Source organism: Streptomyces sp. LaPpAH-108 (genome assembly GCF_000373625.1).
Lineage (GTDB): Bacteria > Actinomycetota > Actinomycetes > Streptomycetales > Streptomycetaceae > Streptomyces.
Map to the genome: position 1 here is coordinate 301,961 of NZ_KB891996.1, position 17,847 is coordinate 319,807.

Below are 17,847 nucleotides of genomic sequence, written 5' to 3' on the forward strand. Positions count from 1 at the left end.
GGGCGGCCCATTCCGCTCAGGCTTCCGGCGCGCGCGTCGGGACCGAGGTACGGCGGGTCTGGGTGCGGACCGCGCCGATGCTCGCCGCGATCACCAGGGCGATGGCCGCCGCCTGCATGGCGGACAGAGTCTGGTGGAGGACGAGGAAGCCCGCCGTGGCCGCGAGGGCCGGCTCCAGGCTCATCAGGATGGCGAAGGTGGGGGCGGGCAGACGGCGCAGGGCGAGGAGTTCGAGGGTGTAGGGCAGCACCGAGGAGAGCAGGGCGACCGCCGAGCCGAGCGCGATGGTGGTCGGGTTCAGCAGCCGGGTGCCCGCACCGGCGATGCCCAGCGGGAGGAAGAGCAGCGCGGCCACGGCCATGGCGAGGGCCAGCCCGTCGGCCTGCGGAAAGCGGCGGCCCGTACGGGCGCTGAAAACGATGTAGGCCGCCCACATGGCGCCCGCGCCCAAGGCGAAGGCCACACCGGCGGGGTCGAGCGTGTCGAAGCTGCCCCCGCCGAGCAGGAAGACACCGCCGAGGGCGAGCCCGGCCCACAGCACGTTGATCGCGCGGCGGGAGGCGAAGACGGAGAGGGCCAGCGGGCCCAGGACTTCGAGGGTGACGGCGGGACCGAGCGGGATACGGGCGACCGCCTGGTAGAACAGGCCGTTCATCCCGCCCATGGTGATGCCGAAGACGATCACCGTGGTCCAGTCGGCGCGGGAGTGTCCGCGCAGCTTGGGGCGGCAGACCACGAGCAGCACCACGGCCGCCGCGAGCAGCCGCAGGGTGACCACGCCGAGCGCGCCGGTGCGGGGCATCAGCGTCACCGCGAGCGCGCCGCCGAACTGGACCGACACCCCGCCGGCCAGCACCAGACCGACCGGCCCGAGCGAGCCGAACCTGCCCCCGCCCGGCGGCGACTGCTCACCGGCTGCCGAGGTGGTCGTGCTGGAGGTGCTGACGGGAGTCACGGGCGGTCCTGAGGTCGGGCTCGGAACGGATCATGTGCATCTCGATGTACTGCCCGGTCCACGGTAATGGACTACCGTCAGGTGTGTGAAGCGTTTTTGCGGCTGTACGACCGACCGTCCCGGATGCTGAGAAACGCCCCCTCCGACCACCCCCGCGACCAGCGGTTTCAGCGGCGGCGCAGATATGTCTCCAGCGCCTTGTGCAGCAGCCGGTTCAGCGGGAAGTCCCACTCCCCCACGTACTCCACCGCCTCGCCGCCCGCCCCCACCTTGAAGCGGAGCAGGCCGAGGAGATGGTCGGACTCCTCCAGGGTGTCGGTGATGCCCCGGAAGTCGTAGACGTGCGCGCCGCGTTCCTGGGCATCGGTCATCATGCGCCACTGCACGGCATTGCTGGGCTGGACCTCGCGCCTGCGGGCGGTGGAGGCGCCGTAGGAGTACCAGACATGGCCGCCGACGGTCAGCATCGTCGCCGCCGCCAGCACCTCCCCGTCGTGGTGCGCGAGGTACAGGCGCATCCGGTCGGGGTCCTCGGCGGTGAGCGCGGTCCACATGCGCTGGAAGTACGGCAGCGGGCGCGGGACGAACCGGTCGCGCTCGGCGGTCTCGGTGTACAGTTCGTAGAAGGCCGGCAGGTCCTCGTGGCCGCCGCGCACGACCTTGACGCCCGCCTTCTCGGCCTTCTTGATGTTGCGCCGCCACTGCTGGTTGAGCCCGGCGCGCAGGTCGTCGAGCGAGTGCCCGGCGAGCGGCACCTGGCACACGTACCGGGGCTGGCCCGCCGCGAAGCCCTCCTCGGCGCCCGGCTCGCTCTGCCGCCAGCCCATGCGGCGCAGCCGGTCGGCCAGGTCGCGGGCGCGCGGGTCCTCCGAGGTGGGCTCGGCGTCGCGCAGCCGGTGCGCGGCCGGGTCCGCGATGGCGGCCTTGACCGCCTCGGGGCTCCAGCGCCGGGCGACCACGGGCGGCCCCATCTTCACCGAGAACGCACCGCGCGACTTCAAGTACGTCAGCAGCGGGGCGAGCCAGCGCTCCAGGTCGGGGGTGTGCCAGTCGATGACCGGGCCCTCGGGGAGGTAGGCCAGATAGCGCCTGACCTTGGGCAGCGGTCGCAGCAGCACCAGGCCCACCCCCACCAGGCGCCCGTCCGCCTCGAACCAGCCAAGGCTCTCCGCCGTCCAGTCCGGCTTCACGTCCCCCCAGGACGGCAGCTGCATGTGGCTGGCCGAGGGGAGGGAGGCGACGAAGGACAGATGCTCGGCTCGGGTGACGGGACGCAGGGTGAGAGTCATGCGCGGGACTCCTTCACGGCACGGTCGCTGTGCGCTCACCCTACGAGCGGGGGCCGCCCCCGGCCCTGGCACAGTCCGCCCGGCACCCCGGCCCCGCACGCCCCCGAGCGCGCTGCCGCGAGGGGCGCACAAGGCCGCCGTCCGGCCGTTCCTCCCGCTCACGGCACTCCTTCCGCCCGGTCCAGCGCGTCCGCGAGCACCTCCGCGAGATGGCGCCCGCGTATGCCGCCCAGTTGGGCCAGCTGGGTGCGGCAGGAGTAGCCGTCGGCGAGGATCACGGCGTCCGGGGGCGCCTGCCGGACCGAGGGCAGCAACTGGTCCTCGGCGCAGGCGTGGGAGACCTCGAAGTGTCCTTTCTCGAAGCCGAAGTTGCCCGCGAGCCCGCAGCAGCCGCCGCTGAGGTCGCCGCTCAGCCCCGCCGACGCCCGGAGTCTGCGGTCTGCGCCGTCCCCGAGCACCGCGTGCTGGTGGCAGTGGGTCTGGCCGGTCACCGGGCGGTCCACGGCGGGCGGTGTCCACAGGGGCGCGTGCCGCTCCAGCGCCTCCGCGAAGGTGAGGACGGAGGCGGCCAGCCGGGCCGCACGCGGGTCCTCGGGCAACAGCTCGGGCAGGTCGGAGCGGAGCGCCGCCGCGCAGCTCGGCTCCAGGACGACGACCGGCGCGCCCGCCTCCAGCACCGGTTCCATCAGGTCCAGGGTGCGGCGCAGCACCGCGCGGGCGGTGTCGAGTCGGCCGGTGGAGAGGTAGGTGAGGCCGCAGCAGACCCGGTCCCGCCGGGCCCGGAGCAGTGCGGTCGCCGCGCGGGAGCGGCCGTCCCCGACCGGGCGGCCCCGCAGCCGCAGCGTCGGCGGCAGGGCGACCCGCAGCCCGGCCGCCTCCAGCACCCGCACCGCCGCCCGCCCGACGGACGGGGACAGATGCTCGGTAAAGGTGTCCGGCCACAGAACCACCAGGTCCCCGGTGCCACCGGGCGCGGTACCACCAGGCGCGGTACGGCCCGTGCGCTCACCGCCACCCGAGCCGCCCGAGCCACCCGACCCGCCGAGACCGCCCCGCCTACCCAGCCCCCCGAGCCCGCCCAGCCCGCTCAGCCCACCGTCCGGATCGCCCGGACTCCCCCTCCCCCGCCACCACTGCCCGAACGTCCGCTCCGCCACCCGGGGAATCTCCCGCTCGGCCGCGATCCCCGCCGCCCAGCGCGCCGCCCGGGCCAGTGGGCGCACCGAGGCGAGGGCGTTGAGCAGGGGCGCGGTGCGGGTGCGGGCGATCCAGCGCAGCCACACCGGGAGCGAGCCCATGCTGTAGTGCGCGGCGGGGCGCAGGCGTCCGGCGTAGTGGTGGTGCAGGAACTCGGCCTTGTAGGTGGCCATGTCGACGCCGACCGGGCAGTCCGAGCGGCAGCCCTTGCAGGACAGGCACAGGTCGAGCGCGTCCCGGACCTCGGTGGAGCGCCAGCCGTCGGTGATCAGTTCGCCCGCGAGCATTTCGTGCAGCAGCCGGGCCCGGCCGCGTGTGGAGTGGGCCTCCTCGCCGGTGGCCCGGAAGGAGGGGCACATCACGGCGGCCCCGGACACGCTGGTCGTACGGCACTTGGCGACGCCGACGCAGCGCCGGACGGCCGCGCGGAAGTCGCCCCCGTCGGCCGGGTAGCCGAAGGTCACGTCCACCGGGCGGTGGGGCAGCGCGGCGAAGCGCAGGTTGGCGTCCAGCGGGGCCGGGCGGACCAGGATCCCGGGGTTGAGCAGGTCGTCCCGGTCCCAGACGGCCTTGGCGCGCTCGAACAGCTCGACCGTCTCGGCGCCGTACATGCGCGGCAGCAGCTCCGCGCGGGCCTGCCCGTCGCCGTGCTCCCCGGACAGCGAGCCGCCGTGGGCGACGACCAGGTCGGCCAGTTCCTCGGAGAAGCGGCGGAAGCGGCCGACGCCCGCCTCGGTGAGCAGGTCGAAGTCGATGCGGACGTGGACACAGCCGTCCCCGAAGTGGCCGTACGGCGTGCCGCGCAGGTCGTGGGCGGTGAGCAGGGCGCGGAAGTCGCGCAGATAGGGGCCGAGCCGGGCGGGTGGCACCGCGCAGTCCTCCCAGCCGGGCCATGCCTCGGTGCCGTCGGGCATCCGGGTGGCGGTGCCGGCCGCGTCCTCGCGCAGCCGCCACAGGGTGCGCCGTTCGGCCGGGTCGGTGACCACGCGCGCGTCCACCGCGTCGGCCGCGCGGACCACCGTCTCGGCCCGCGCGCGTGCCTCGCCCGGTGAATCCGCGCCCGTCTCCACGAACAGCCAGGCGCCGCCCTTCGGCAGTCCGGCCGGGGCGCGGATCAGGTCGGCGGCCATGCCCTCCACGGTGAGCGGGGCGAGCGGCAGCAGTCCGGGGGCGGCCTCGGCGGCGGCGCTCTCGTCGGCGTAGCCCAGCACGGCCAGGGCACGGGCTCGGGGTTCCGGCACCAGGCTCACGACCGCCTCGGTGAGGAGACCGAGGGTGCCCTCGGAGCCGCAGAAGGAGCGGGCGACATCGGCGCCGTTCTCGGGCAGCAGGGCGTCCAGCGCGTACCCCGAGATGCGGCGGGGCAGGTCCGGGAAGCCGGTGCGCAGGCGGGCGAGTTCACCCTCGGCCAGTTCGCGCAGGCCGGGTGGGGCCCCGGCCCAGTCCCGCCCGAGGCGCAGCCGGTCGCCGCGCGCGGTGAGCACGGACAGCTCGCGCACGCTGTCGGCCGTCGTGCCCCAGGCGACCGAGTGGGAGCCGCAGGAGTTGTTGCCGATCATCCCGCCGAGGGTGCAGCGGCCGTGGGTGGACGGGTCGGGTCCGAAGCGCAGCCCGTGCGGGGCGGCGGCCTCCTGGAGGCGGTCGAGCACCAGGCCGGGCTGGACCACGGCGGTCCGCGCCTCCGGGTCCAGTTCCAGCAGGGTGTTCATGTGCCGGGTGAAGTCCAGGACCACGCCCGTGCCCGTCGCCTGTCCGGCGATGGACGTGCCTCCGCCGCGCGCCACGACCGGCACCTCGTGCGCCCGGCACACCGCCACCGTCGCCGCCACGTCGTCCGCGTCCTTCGGCGCCACCACGCCCAGCGGGACGCGGCGGTAGTTGGACGCGTCCATCGTCACGAGCGCGCGGTCGGTGACGCCGAAGCCGACCTCGCCCCGCACGGCCCGCCGCAGCTCCGCCTCCAGCCCTTGCTCGAACCGCTCTTCCTCGAACTGCCCCTGCTCGAACTGCCCTTTCCCGAAGCTCATCCCGTCCCCCGTAGCTCGCTCGTGGTCCCGTGAGCCGGTCGTGGTCCCGCAGACCGGCCGTGGATCCAGCATGCATCCGATCACCCACGGGCATCGGAAGTTGTCCACAGGCCCACCCCGGTCCTGCGATCGTCGTACGAGCACACAAGTCCACGACCTGGTGATCTCGTCTCATCCGACGGACAGGGCTTCGTACCGTTTCGCGCACCGGATACGCTCCGACTCGTGGCCGACATCGAGATCCCCGCTGACATCAAGCCCGCCGACGGACGCTTCGGCGCGGGCCCCTCCAAGGTGCGGACGGAGGCGCTGGCGGCGCTCGCCGCCACCGGCAGCTCCCTGCTGGGCACCTCCCACCGCCAGGCCCCGGTCAAGAACCTGGTGGGCCGGGTCCGCGAAGGCATCAGCTCCCTGTTCTCCCTCCCCGACGGCTACGAGGTCGTCCTCGGCAACGGCGGCTCCACCGCGTTCTGGGACATCGCCACGCACGGGCTGATCGAGAACAAGTCGCAGCACCTCACGTTCGGTGAGTTCTCCTCCAAGTTCGCCAAGGCGGCCAAGCTCGCGCCGTGGCTGGCCGAGCCGACCGTCATCGCTTCCGACCCCGGCACCCACCCCGAGGCCCGCGCCGAGGCGGGCGTGGACGTGTACGCGTTCACGCACAACGAGACCTCCACCGGTGTCGCCATGCCGATCGAGCGCGTGGCCGGTGCCGACGAGGGCGCGCTGGTCCTGGTGGACGCCACCTCCGGCGCGGGCGGCCTGCCGGTCGACATCGCGCAGACGGACGTCTACTACTTCGCCCCGCAGAAGTCCTTCGCCTCCGACGGCGGCCTGTGGATCGGCGTGTTCTCCCCGGCCGCGATCGAGCGCGCCGAGCGGGTGCACGCCTCCGGCCGCCACATCCCGGAGTTCTTCTCGCTCCCCACGGCGATCGACAACTCCCGCAAGAACCAGACGTACAACACCCCGGCGCTCGCCACCCTCTTCCTGCTCGACGAGCAGCTGAAGTGGCTGAACGGCCAGGGCGGTCTGGACTTCGCCACCGGCCGCACCAAGGACTCCTCGACCCGGCTGTACACCTGGGCGGAGGAGTCCAAGTACGCCACGCCGTTCGTCACCGACCCGGCCAAGCGCTCGCAGGTCATCGGCACGATCGACTTCTCGGACGAGATCGACGCCGCCGTCGTCGCCAAGGCGCTGCGCGCCAACGGCATCGTGGACACCGAGCCGTACCGCAAGCTCGGCCGCAACCAGCTGCGCGTCGCGATGTTCCCGGCCATCGACCCGGCGGACGTCGAGGCGCTGACCAAGTGCGTGGACTACGTGATCGAGCGGCTCTGACCGCCGGTCGAACGACGGCAGGGGGCGCCCGGTGTCACACCGGGCGCCCCCTGCCGTACGCACGCCTGTCGTGCGCTGCTACGCGCCGTCGCCCTTGCGCCGCATCCGCCGCACCCCGAACAGCGCCGCCGCGCCGAGAGCCACGACGACGGCGCCCATCCCCACGTTCCCGCCGGAACCGGCCCCGTCACCGGAGTCCGAACCCCCGCCGCCGGACGGCGACTTGGCCGCGGAGGCGTCCGTCGATCCCTTCGGCGCGTCCAGGGCGCGCACCGAACTCTCCGCGCCCTCGCTGCCGTAGAGCAGCTTCGTGCCGTCGACCGAGTAGGTGACGGACTCCCCCTGGCCCTGGAGGGGCACGTCGAGCCGCCCCTTCCGTTCGATCTTGCCGCCGTTCCAGTCGTAGTAGATGCCGCCGAGGTAGCCGCGTACGGCGAGTTGTCTTCCGTTGGGCGAGATGGCGGCGTCCGTGGCCCACAGGTCGACCCCGGCGACCGGGCGGAAGATGTTCGTGCCCGAGGAGGACAGCTCGGCGGGGCCCTCGTAGAGGTGGCCGCCGTCCTCGTTCTTGTCGATGATGTACGCGCGCCCGGTCTTGGGGTCCACGACCAGCGACTCGGCGTCGCGCGGGCCGTCGGAGTACTTGACGACGTACTGCGTCGCCGTGATCGTCTGGTCCTTGAGCGTCTTGGGCTCGGGCAGACGGTAGATCCACACGTAGGGCCAGCGGCCGTGGAAGTTGTCGCCGATGTCGCCGACGTAGAGCTGGTTGCCGGGGCCCATGGAGATGGCCTCCACGTCGCGCGGGGAGCCGATGCCGCGCAGCGTCACCGTGGCGACGGTCTTGCCGGTCGCGCTGTCGACGGCGTACAGATACGGGCCGTCGTCGCTGTCGTTGTGGGTCCAGTAGATCCCGGGGTGCTGCCGGGAGGCGGCCAGGCCGCTGGACTCGGTGATCCTGGGGTCCTTGATGGTGAACCCCTGGTCCCCGTCGGCGGCGGACGCGGGCAGCGCACAGGCCCCCGCGAGCAGGGCCCCGGCGAGCAGGGCGAACGGTCGGCGCATGAGCCAAGCGTGCCACCCCGCGCGGGTGTTCACCGGGCGAGTCGCCGGGCCTGCCCGTGGCGGGCCTCACACCCCGTCCGATTCCCCGCCCGGCCCTGTGATCGTCCATGATGAGCGAATGCTCAGGTTCATGTCCGTAGGTGACTCCATGACGATCGGGAGCGCGGGCGAACACACGTGGCGTTACCGGATGTGGCAGCACCTGCGCACGACGTACGGCGGCCCGTTCCAGATCGTCGGCCCCCGCGAGGCGCTGTACGACCAGGCCACGCAGTCCGCCGACTCCTACGAGTACGCCGACCCCGACTTCCCCCGCGCGCACCTCGCCGGCTGGGGCGAGGGCTGGCTGCACATGGCCCCCCTCATCGGCGACGCGGTCCGCGCCCACCGCGCGGACGTCCTCCTCGTCTCCCTCGGCCTGATCGACCTCGGCTTCTACACCAACGCCGAGCAGACGGCGGACAACGTACGCGCCTTCATCGCCGCGGCCCGCGAGGCCCGCCCCCGCGTCCGCATGGCCCTGCTCCCGGTCATCCCCAACGTCCGCGCCGCCGAGGACGCCCCCTTCGCCGACCAGGTCACCCTCTTCAACACTCTCCTCGCCAAAACGGTCGCCGATCTGGACGAACCCCGCTCACCCCTGCTCCTGGCCTCCACGCCGAGCGGCTGGGACATCCACACGGACACCTACGACGGCACCCATCCCAACGCGAGCGGGGAGCACCGCATCGCGGGGGCGTTCGCGGGGGCGATGTACGAGGCGTGGGGCGTGGGCGAGCCGTACGTGGCCTGAACGGATCGACCCGGCCGGGCCGCGGACCACTTGCCTGGAGCGCACTTCAAGTCGTTGGCTAGGGAGGCATGAGGTACACGCAGCTTGGACGTACGGGACTGAAGGTCAGCCGGCTGGTGCTGGGGACCATGAACTTCGGGCCGCAGACCGACGAGGCGGACAGTCACGCGATCATGGACGCGGCGCTGGACGCGGGGATCAACTTCTTCGACACGGCGAACGTGTACGGCTGGGGTGAGAACAAGGGCCGTACCGAGGAGATCATCGGCAATTGGTTCGCCAAGGGCGGCGAGCGGCGCGAGAAAGTCGTACTGGGCACCAAGGTTTACGCGAACATGGGCGCAGAAGGCGACGCGTGGCCCAACTACGACAAGCTCTCCGCGCTGAACATCCGCCGCGCGGTGGACGCCAGCCTGAAGCGGCTGAAGACGGACTACATCGACCTCTACCAGTTCCACCACGTCGACCGGAACACCCCGTTCGAGGAGATCTGGCAGGCGGTCGACGTCCTAGTCACCCAGGGCAAGATCCTCTACGCGGGCTCCTCCAACTTCCCCGGCTACAAGATCGCCCAGGCGAACGAGACCGCGCTGCGGCGCGGCAACACCATCGGCCTGGTCAGCGAGCAGTGCCTGTACAACCTGGAGGAGCGACGCGCCGAGATGGAGGTCATCCCGGCCGCCCAGGAGTACGGGCTCGGTGTCATCCCCTGGTCGCCGCTGCACGGCGGGCTGCTCGGCGGGATCATCCGCAAGGAGGCCGAGGGCGGCCGTCGCACCTCGGGCCGCGCCGCCGACGCGCTCGCGAACGCGGCCGTGCGCACGCGCCTGGAGGCGTACGAGGAGCTGCTGGCCAAGCACGGCCTGGAGCCCGGCGAGGTCGCACTGGCCTGGCTGCTGACCCGCCCCGGCATCACCGGTCCGATCGTCGGACCGCGCACGGCGTCCCAGCTGGAGTCCGCGCTGCGCGCGGTCGAGCTGGAGCTGAGCGAGGAGCTTCTGACCGGCCTGGACGAGATCTTCCCGGGTCCGGGGCCGTCCCCGGAGGCCTTCGCCTGGTAGCGGCACGGCAGTCCGTACGACGGTGAGGCCGCTCCGGGAGGCACCGCGGAGCGGCCCCGCTAGCGGAGGGCCGCCACAGCGACGACCACCAGCAGGAGAACGAGCGCACCGGCCATGATCCGGTTCCGGGTATTCGGGTCCACGGCAATGAGCCTAACCGGACGCGCCGAGTGCCCAGCGGGCGACCGCCTCGTACCGGGGCTGCTCGCCGGGTACGCCGGACCTCGGCAGGTCGCTGCGGACCAGGGTGAGCGCGTCCACGGTCCAGGTGCGGCCGGTGAAGTCCGCGAGGGCGTCGGCGTACGGGCCGAGGTCCACGGTGTCCCGGCCGCGTGCGAGGGTCAGGTGGGGCTGGTAGCGCCGGTGCTCCTCATGGCCGACGCCCGCCTTGCGCCCCGCTGACCGCGCCCGCTCGGCCAGCAGCCGCAGCGCGTCCACGTCGCCGCGCGCGCCCGCCCACAGGGCCTTGCCGCGCCCGAAACGGCCGCCTCCCGCGATCGCGAGCGGGAAGGGCGCGGTGCGGTGGGCGGCCCGCGCCAGCCGCTCCGAGAGGGCGGGGACGGCTTCGTCCGCGACCTCGCCGTAGAAGGCGAGGGTGAAGTGCCAGCCGGGACGCCCGGTCCAGCGCAGCCCGTCCGCCCCGGGCAGCCGCCGCAGCAGCGCGACCTCCCTCGCCAGGTCCGCGGCGACGTCCTCCGGGGGCAGGACGGCGGCGAAGAGTCTCATGCCCTCACCTTGGCAGACCGGGCCGCCGCCCACCTGCATGATGAGGCCATGACGATCACGATGCGGGAGGGCGGCCCGGCGGACGTGCCGCTGGTCCTCGGGATGTTCGACAGCGCGGTGGCCTGGCTGGCCGCTCAGGACCGTACCGGGCAGTGGGGCAGCAGCCCCTGGTCCGAGGACCCGGCGGCGGTGGCGAAGATCGAGCGGTACGTCGCCCATGGCGTGCTCTGGATCGCGGAGGTGGACGGCGAACCGGCCGCCGCGCTGGTCCTCGCGGACTCCCCCGCGCACTATGTGGCGCCCGCCGACGAGCCCGAGCGGTACATCCAGATCCTGACCTCGGACCGCCGCTTCAAGGGCCACGGCGCCGGAGCCGCGCTCATCGCCCACGCGGTGGAGGAGACCCGCCGCGTCGGGGTCTCCCTGCTGCGCGTGGACTGCTACGCGGGCGACGACGGCAAGCTGGTCGCCTTCTACGAGAAGAACGGCTTCGCCCCGGCCGAGTCCTTCACCGTCGGGGAGAAGGAGTGGCCGGGGCTGGTGCTGACGCGCCGGGTCTAGGACCGCATTCCAGCAGGCTTCAGGCCGCCGCCGTCAGCTCCTCGCGTTCGCGGGGGACGAAGCGCAGGCTCGGGTGGCCGCGGTGCCAGCCGACGGCGAGGCGGAGGTTGCCGACGCGGGCCAGGACCAGGCCGATCGCGGTCGCCGCGGCGACCGAGACGAGGCCGCCGGCCGCGAAGCCCACACGCGCGCCGTAGGCGTCGGTGATCCAGCCGACGAGCGGGGCGCCCAGCGGGGTGCCGCCCATGAAGACCATCATGAACAGGGCCATCACCCGGCCGCGCATGGCCGGGTCGGTGCCCATCTGCACGGCGGTGTTCGCGGTGACGTTGACCGTGAGGCCGAAGACGCCGATGGGCACCATGAGCGCCGCGAACAGCCAGTACTCCGGCGTCACCGCGGCCACCGTCTCCAGCGCGCCGAACCCGATCGCGGCGGCGATCAGCACCCGGAGCCGGGCGGTGCCGCGCCGGGCGGCGAGCAGGGCGCCGCCGAGGGAGCCGACGGCCATGAGGGTGTTGAAGAGGCTGTAGGCGCCCGCGCCCGCGTGGAAGACGTTGTCGGCGAAGGCGGAGAGCCAGACCGGGAAGTTGTAGCCGAAGGTGCCGACGAACCCGACCAGGACGACCGGCCAGATCAGATCGGGGCGCCCGGCGACGTAGCGCAGCCCCTCGCGCAGCTGGCCCTTGCCGCGCGGCGCACGGCGGCCGGGGTGCAGTTCGCGGGCGCGCATCAGCATCAGGCCCGCGATCGGCGCCACGAAGGACAGGCCGTTGAAGAGGAACGCCCACCCGGTGCCCACGCCGGTGATCATCAGACCGGCGACGGCGGGGCCGACGAGCCGGGCGGACTGGAAGTTCGCGGAGTTCAGGCTGACCGCGTTCTGGAGCTGGTCGGGGCCGACCATCTCGGAGACGAAGGACTGCCGGGCCGGGTTGTCCACGACCGTGGCGAGACCGACCGCGAACGCGGCGACGTAGACGTGCCAGACCTGGACGTGCCCGGAGAGGGTGAGCAGGGCGAGCGCGAGGCCGGTGAGCGCCATGGCGGTCTGGGTGACCAGCAGCGTGGGGCGCTTGGGCAGCCGGTCGACCAGGACACCGCCGTAGAGGCCGAAGAGGAGCATCGGCAGGAACTGCAGGGCGGTGGTGATGCCGACGGCGGCGGAGGAGCCGGTGAGGCTGAGTACGAGCCAGTCCTGGGCGATGCGCTGCATCCAGGTGCCGGTGTTGGAGACGACCTGGCCGATGAAGAACAGCCGGTAGTTCCGGACCTTCAGCGAGCTGAACATCGAGGACTTGGCGGGAGCGGGGTTCGTAGGGGTCATCGGTGCGGGGGCGGAAGCTGCTCCGGGGCCCGTACTCAAAAGGTCGCCTCCTTGCGGGTACTGCGTGGCTTACAGATGCGCGAGTTTCTCCAGCACGGGGGCGGCGGCGCGCAGCGCGGCCCACTCGTCCTCGTCGAGGCCCTCGACCAGGCCGGCCAGGAACGCGTTGCGCTTGCGACGGCTCTCCTCGAGCATCGTCTCGGCCTGCTCGGTCCTGGTGACGACCTTCTGGCGGCGGTCCTCGGGGTGCGGCTCGAGGCGGACCAGGCCCTTGGCCTCGAGCAGCGCGACGATGCGGGTCATCGACGGCGGCTGGACGTGCTCCTTGCGGGCCAGCTCGCCCGGTGTGGCCTGGCCGCACAGGGACAGGGTGCCGAGCACCGACATCTCGGTGGGGCTCAGCGACTCGTCGACACGCTGGTGCTTGAGCCGACGGGACAGCCGCATCACTGCGGAGCGGAGGGAGTTCACGGCGGCCGAGTCGTCGCCATGGGTGAGGTCCGGCATGTCCTTAGCGTAACTCATTACTCTGACTAAGGAACAACGGGGACGCACCGCGATGCCCGTGATGCGCGCCACTGAAGCCATAGATCACCCATACGAGTGAGTCAGTTGCGAAAAGTGACCCATCGGGTGGCCGGATATGGCGACCCTCGTACGCATGGGGACCAGTGTGCTCAGCCTGCGGATAGACGAGGAGCTGCTAGCGAGGCTCCGGGACCGTGCGGCCAAGAGGGGAATGAGCGTGCAGGACTATGTGATCCGCACGCTCGTCCGCGACGACTTCGACGAGCGCTTCCAGAACGCGGTGGAGGAGACGGAAAAGTTCTACGGGGCCACACCGGAGGCTCGTGACGCCTCGTGTGACCCCGTAGTGCCCTGACCGGGCCGGGTGCCGGGGGTGGCCCCAGGGGGTGTCTTCCCGAGACACCCCCTGACCGGGCCACCCGTCAGGTCAGACCCAGCGCCGGCATCAGGTAGTAGAAGCCGAAGACCGCCGCGACGACGTACATCGCCGCCGGGATCTCCCGCGCGCGTCCGGCCGCCAGGCGCAGCACCACGAAGGTGATGAAGCCCATGCCGATGCCGTTGGTGATCGAGTAGGTGAACGGCATCATCACCATGGTCACGAAGGCCGGGATGGCGATGGTGAAGTCGGCCCAGTCGATCTCACGGACCGAGCCCGCCAGGATGAGGAAGCCGACCGCGATCAGCGCGGGCGTGGCGGCCTGCGAGGGCACCATGGTGGCGATCGGGGTGAGGAACAGCGCGACGGCGAACAGCGCGCCGGTGACCACGTTCGCCAGACCCGTGCGGGCGCCCTCGCCGACGCCCGCGGTGGATTCCACGAAGCAGGTGGTGGCCGAGGAGGAGCTGGCGCCGCCCGCCGCGACGGCGAGACCGTCGACCAGGAGGACCTTGTTGATGCCGGGCATCTGGCCCTGGGCGTCGGTCAGCTTGGCCTCGTCGCTGACGCCCATGATCGTGCCCATGGCGTCGAAGAAACAGGACAGCAGGACGGTGAAGACGAAGAGGATGCCCGTCAGGATGCCGACCTTGTCGAAGCCGCCGAACAGGCTGACCTTGCCGATCAGACCGAAGTCCGGGGTGTCGACGGGGTTGCCCGGCCACTTCGGGGTGGTCAGACCCCAGGAGGGCACCTTGGCGACCAGGTTGATGATCACCGCGAGGACGGTCATCGCCACGATGGAGATCAGGATCGCGCCGGGGACCTTGCGGACGATCAGCGCGAGGGTCAGCAGCACACCCAGGATGAAGACCAGGACCGGCCAGCCGTTGAGGTGACCGTCGGCGCCGAGCTGCAGCGGGACGGTGGTCTGGGCGACGTCCGGGATGCGGCTGACGAAGCCGGAGTCCACCAGGCCGATCAGCATGATGAACAGACCGATACCGATGGAGATCGCCTTGCGCAGACCGTAGGGCACGGCGTTCATGACGCGCTCGCGCAGACCGGTCGCCACCAGCAGCATCACGACGAAGCCGGCGAGAACCACCATGCCCATCGCGTCCGGCCACGACATGCGGGGCGCGAGCTGGAGGGCGACCACGGTGTTGACGCCGAGACCGGCGGCGAGCGCGATCGGGACGTTGCCGATGACGCCCATGAGCAGAGTGGTGAACGCGGCGGTGACCGCGGTGGCCGTGACGAGCTGGCCGCTGTCCAGGTGGTGCCCGTACATGTCCTTAGCGCTGCTAAGGATGATCGGGTTCAGCACGATGATGTACGCCATCGCGAAGAACGTCGCGAAACCGCCTCGGATCTCGCGGGCGACGGTGCTGCCGCGCTCGGAGATCTTGAAGTAGCGGTCCATGGCGCCGTAGGCGGGCGTACCGCCCGGCTGCTCAGGGGCGGGGGCGGCCTTGGTGGGTGCCGACGTGGGCATTCGGTTCCTCATCACCATTGGGGTTCCCCCGAGCCCCGTTGGAGTTTCCTACGATCAGAAGCGGTCAAAGACAAACGGTTTCAGTATGAACGTATGAACCACGGATCGCTAACTCCACGCGTAGATTTCGGCGGAACATCCGAGCGGAACAGTGCCTGCCGAGTGACCCGGGCCACCTCGTAAGCTGTCTGCCATGACGAAGTGGACACCCAGGCACGAAGCGCCGGAGCCCCTGGAGGGGCCCGTGGTCGGCACCATCACCGGCGGCACGATCCTGTGGTTCGTCCTCTTCCTGGTCCAGCTCCCCTTCTACGGCTGGTTCGAGGACCACGGCCACCTGTGGTGGCTGTGGACCTGCCTGGCCGGTGCGGGGCTCGGCCTGATCGGCATCTGGTACGTCCGCAAGCGGGACGCGGCGATCAAGCGGGACGCGGCACGGGAGGCCGTGCCGGTCGAATGACCGGACCCATGCCGGTGGAGTGACCAGGCGCCCGTGGCGGCCCCGAAGGGCCCCCGGCGCCTCGAAGAACCCTCGTGCGAGACCCCTGGACGGAATGCGGATTCCGTGTTGTCATGCCCACTGCTGTCCGATGACAACGTTGTTCCGCACCGCTGACAACGTTGCCTCGCTCCTCCCCGAGCAAGTCCGGCCCGCTTCCCCAGAGGTTCGAATGACATGGACACGGCATATCGGGCTGTGCCTGGCCGGGACGCTGGCGGCGACCGCGCTGCTGACCGCCCCCGCCTCCGCCCAGTCCGGCCCGCCCGCAGGCACCCGGCTGACCGATCTCGTCAACCCGTTCATCGGCACCCAGAACGAGGGCAACACCTACCCGGGCGCCGCCGTGCCCTTCGGCATGGTGCAGCTCTCCCCCGACACCGGCCACAACACCGGCTACGACTACGCCCAGGACCACATCAGAGGCTTCTCCCTGGTCCACCTCTCGGGCGTGGGCTGCGGCCTGGGCGGCGATCTGCCTGTCCTGCCCACCACCGGTGACGTCACCACCACCGACTACGCGCGCTATGCCGCGAAGTTCAGCCACGACGACGAGAGCGCGAGCCCCGGCTACTACCGCGTCGGGCTGGACAGCGGCATCCAGGCCGAGCTGACCGCGACCGCCCGCACCGGCGTGCAGCGCTACACCTTCCCGGCCACCACCAAGGCCAACGTGCTGGTCAACGCGGCCCAGTCGCTGCACAGCCGCGTCGCCACCAAGGTGGAGATCCTGGACGACCACACCCTGCGCACGACGCTCACCGGGCGCGGCTTCTGCCAGGACACCGTCCCGTACACCCTGTACACGATCACGCGCTTCGACCGCCCCTTCACCGCCCACGGCACCTGGACCGGCTCCACGGTCACCGACGGCGCGAAGACGGGCGCGGACGGGGCGTACGTCCGCTTCGACACCACCGAGGACCGCACCGTCGAGGCGACCACCGCGCTGTCCTACGTGGACGCGCGCGGGGCGGCGCTCAACCTGCGCGCGGAGGGCGGCCGTTCCTTCGACACGGTGCGTACGGCCGCCCGGCGGGCCTGGGAGGACCGGCTGGACGACGTGCGGGTCCAGGGCGGGGACGACACCCTGCGCCGCACCTTCTACTCCTCGCTGTACCGCTCGTTCCTCGCGCCGAACATCGGCAGCGACACGGACGGCCGCTACACCGGCTGGGACCAGAAGGTCCACCGCGCCCAGGGCTTCACCTACTACCAGAACTGGTCCCTGTGGGACACCTACCGCACCCAGTCCCAGTTGCTGTCCCTGCTCGCACCGCGCGAGGCACGGGACATGGCGATCTCCGTCGTGCACATCGACGAGGAGAGCGGCTGGCTGCCCAAGTGGGGCTACGGCACGGTCGAGACGAACATCATGACCGGCGACCCGGTCACCCCGTTCCTCACCAACGCCTACCAGCAGGGGCTGCTCAAGGGGTACGAGGAGCGGGCGTACAAGGCGCTGAAGAAGAACGCCGACGGCGTGCCCCCGGCCGACTCCCCCGCCGTCGGGCGCGAGGCGAACAAGGAGTACATCGCCGACGGCTTCGCCCCGTACGTCAAGGACCGCCCGCACGCCAAACCCGGCGACTCCGACTACGACCACGGCGCCTCGGCCACGCTGGAGTACGCGCTCTCCGACGCGATGCTCGCCCAGATGGCCCGTGACCTGGGGCACCGCACCGACGCGGCCCGGTATGCCGCCCGCGCCCAGAACTACCGCCGGGTCTTCGACGCGTCGACCGGCTTCTTCCGGGCCCGGGACGCCTCGGGTGCCTTCACGGGGCCTGCCGACCCGGCGCAGAGCGAGGGCTTCCACGAGGGCACCTCGTGGCAGTACCAGTGGCTCGTGCCGCAGGACCTGCCCGGGATGGTGGACCTGATCGGCGGCAAGCAGGCCGCCAACGACCGCCTCGACTCCTTCTTCGCCTACGCCGACCTGCTGAAGGACCCGGCGAAGACGGCGCGGGAGACCTGGGTGAACGGGCCGTACGACTACTACAACGCGGACAAGTACAACCCGCAGAACGAGCCCGACCTCATCGCCCCCTACACCTATCTCTCCACCGGCCAGCCGTGGAAGACCACCGACGTGGTGCACGCGGCGCTCACCCTGTTCACCGATGGCCCGACCGGAATGACGGGCAATGACGATCTCGGCACGATGTCCGCGTGGAACGTGCTGTCGTCCATCGGCGTCTTCCCGGTCCAGCCGGGCTACGACACCTGGGGTCTGTCCACGCCGGTCTTCGACCGGGTCGACCTCACCCTGGACCGCCGCTGGTTCCCGCACGGCAGGCTCACCATCAGCGCGCCCGGCACCTCGGCCGACGCCCGCTACATCCGGTCGGCCCGGCTCGACGGCGCCGCCTACGGGCGGACCTATCTGACCACCGCCGATCTGCGGGCGCACCGCTCGCTGGCCTTCACGGTGGGGTCCGAGCCCTCGGACTGGGGCACGGACGCGGCGGCGGCACCGCCCGCGCTGCGCTGACGGGGCGGGGCGCCGCGACTCGCCCTGGTACGGATTCAGGGGCACCCTCGGTTCACGTCGGGGGCGCCCCTGAGTCGTCCCCTATTTCCGGCCACTCGGCAGGT

The 17,847-nt window shown here is 71.7% G+C and carries 15 protein-coding genes; 7 read left to right on the forward strand and 8 right to left on the reverse strand.

Annotated elements, in window-relative coordinates; all coding sequences use genetic code 11:
* Positions 1-16 precede the first annotated feature (16 nt).
* The 3 genes from B079_RS0123550 to B079_RS0123560 form a co-directional block, all read right to left on the reverse strand.
* Positions 17-955, reverse strand: coding sequence for an EamA family transporter (locus B079_RS0123550; RefSeq protein WP_018548306.1), 939 nt, complete (start codon positions 953-955; stop codon positions 17-19).
* 167 nt (positions 956-1,122) lie between these two features.
* Complete coding sequence (locus tag B079_RS0123555; RefSeq protein ID WP_018548307.1) at positions 1,123-2,244, reverse strand: lipid II:glycine glycyltransferase FemX; 1,122 nt, start codon at positions 2,242-2,244, stop codon at positions 1,123-1,125.
* A 158-nt stretch (positions 2,245-2,402) separates the two neighbouring features.
* On the reverse strand, positions 2,403-5,468 hold the full coding sequence (locus tag B079_RS0123560; RefSeq protein WP_018548308.1) for an FAD-linked oxidase C-terminal domain-containing protein: 3,066 nt from the start codon (positions 5,466-5,468) through the stop codon (positions 2,403-2,405).
* Between the two features lie 225 nt (positions 5,469-5,693).
* Between B079_RS0123560 and serC the strand changes: the two genes are divergently transcribed.
* Positions 5,694-6,812, forward strand: a complete 1,119-nt coding sequence (gene serC / locus B079_RS0123565) for a phosphoserine transaminase (RefSeq protein WP_018548309.1) — start codon at positions 5,694-5,696, stop codon at positions 6,810-6,812.
* Positions 6,813-6,890: 78 nt separating this feature from the next.
* Here the strand turns inward: serC and B079_RS0123570 are convergent, their stop codons facing one another.
* Positions 6,891-7,877 (reverse strand): hypothetical protein, encoded by a 987-nt coding sequence (locus B079_RS0123570; RefSeq protein ID WP_018548310.1) that lies wholly within the window; start codon positions 7,875-7,877, stop codon positions 6,891-6,893.
* Between the two features lie 118 nt (positions 7,878-7,995).
* Between B079_RS0123570 and B079_RS0123575 the strand changes: the two genes are divergently transcribed.
* Both B079_RS0123575 and B079_RS0123580 read left to right on the forward strand, forming a co-directional pair.
* Entirely contained in the window at positions 7,996-8,670 is a 675-nt protein-coding gene (locus B079_RS0123575) for a GDSL-type esterase/lipase family protein (RefSeq protein WP_018548311.1), read from the forward strand.
* 68 nt (positions 8,671-8,738) lie between these two features.
* On the forward strand, positions 8,739-9,731 hold the full coding sequence (locus tag B079_RS0123580; RefSeq protein WP_018548312.1) for an aldo/keto reductase: 993 nt from the start codon (positions 8,739-8,741) through the stop codon (positions 9,729-9,731).
* Between the two features lie 153 nt (positions 9,732-9,884).
* Here B079_RS0123580 and thpR read toward each other — a convergent pair whose 3' ends face one another.
* Positions 9,885-10,457, reverse strand: coding sequence for an RNA 2',3'-cyclic phosphodiesterase (gene thpR / locus B079_RS0123585; RefSeq protein ID WP_018548313.1), 573 nt, complete (start codon positions 10,455-10,457; stop codon positions 9,885-9,887).
* Positions 10,458-10,505: 48 nt separating this feature from the next.
* Here thpR and B079_RS0123590 point away from each other — a divergent pair, with 48 nt between their 5' ends.
* Entirely contained in the window at positions 10,506-11,018 is a 513-nt protein-coding gene (locus tag B079_RS0123590) for a GNAT family N-acetyltransferase (RefSeq protein ID WP_018548314.1), read from the forward strand.
* 19 nt (positions 11,019-11,037) lie between these two features.
* On the opposite strand, the gene B079_RS0123595 is transcribed toward B079_RS0123590, so the two are convergent.
* Together B079_RS0123595 and B079_RS0123600 are read right to left on the reverse strand one after the other, a co-directional pair.
* A complete protein-coding gene (locus tag B079_RS0123595) occupies positions 11,038-12,384 on the reverse strand; it encodes an MFS transporter (RefSeq protein ID WP_086022413.1) in 1,347 nt (448 codons plus the stop codon).
* A 30-nt stretch (positions 12,385-12,414) separates the two neighbouring features.
* Complete coding sequence (locus tag B079_RS0123600; protein WP_018548316.1) at positions 12,415-12,852, reverse strand: MarR family winged helix-turn-helix transcriptional regulator; 438 nt, start codon at positions 12,850-12,852, stop codon at positions 12,415-12,417.
* Positions 12,853-12,988: 136 nt separating this feature from the next.
* Here B079_RS0123600 and B079_RS32625 point away from each other — a divergent pair, with 136 nt between their 5' ends.
* Positions 12,989-13,228 carry a hypothetical protein gene (locus tag B079_RS32625; RefSeq protein WP_018548317.1) on the forward strand — a complete coding sequence of 80 codons (240 nt, stop codon included), beginning with the start codon at positions 12,989-12,991 and terminating at the stop codon, positions 13,226-13,228.
* 67 nt (positions 13,229-13,295) lie between these two features.
* Here the strand turns inward: B079_RS32625 and B079_RS0123610 are convergent, their stop codons facing one another.
* Positions 13,296-14,750: an NCS2 family permease gene (locus B079_RS0123610; protein WP_018548318.1), complete on the reverse strand. Its 1,455-nt coding sequence runs from the start codon at positions 14,748-14,750 to the stop codon at positions 13,296-13,298.
* Positions 14,751-14,943: 193 nt separating this feature from the next.
* Here B079_RS0123610 and B079_RS0123615 point away from each other — a divergent pair, with 193 nt between their 5' ends.
* Complete coding sequence (locus tag B079_RS0123615; RefSeq protein WP_026249008.1) at positions 14,944-15,210, forward strand: DUF2530 domain-containing protein; 267 nt, start codon at positions 14,944-14,946, stop codon at positions 15,208-15,210.
* 211 nt (positions 15,211-15,421) lie between these two features.
* Entirely contained in the window at positions 15,422-17,743 is a 2,322-nt protein-coding gene (locus B079_RS0123620; RefSeq protein ID WP_018548320.1) for a GH92 family glycosyl hydrolase, read from the forward strand.
* Positions 17,744-17,847: the final 104 nt, after the last annotated feature.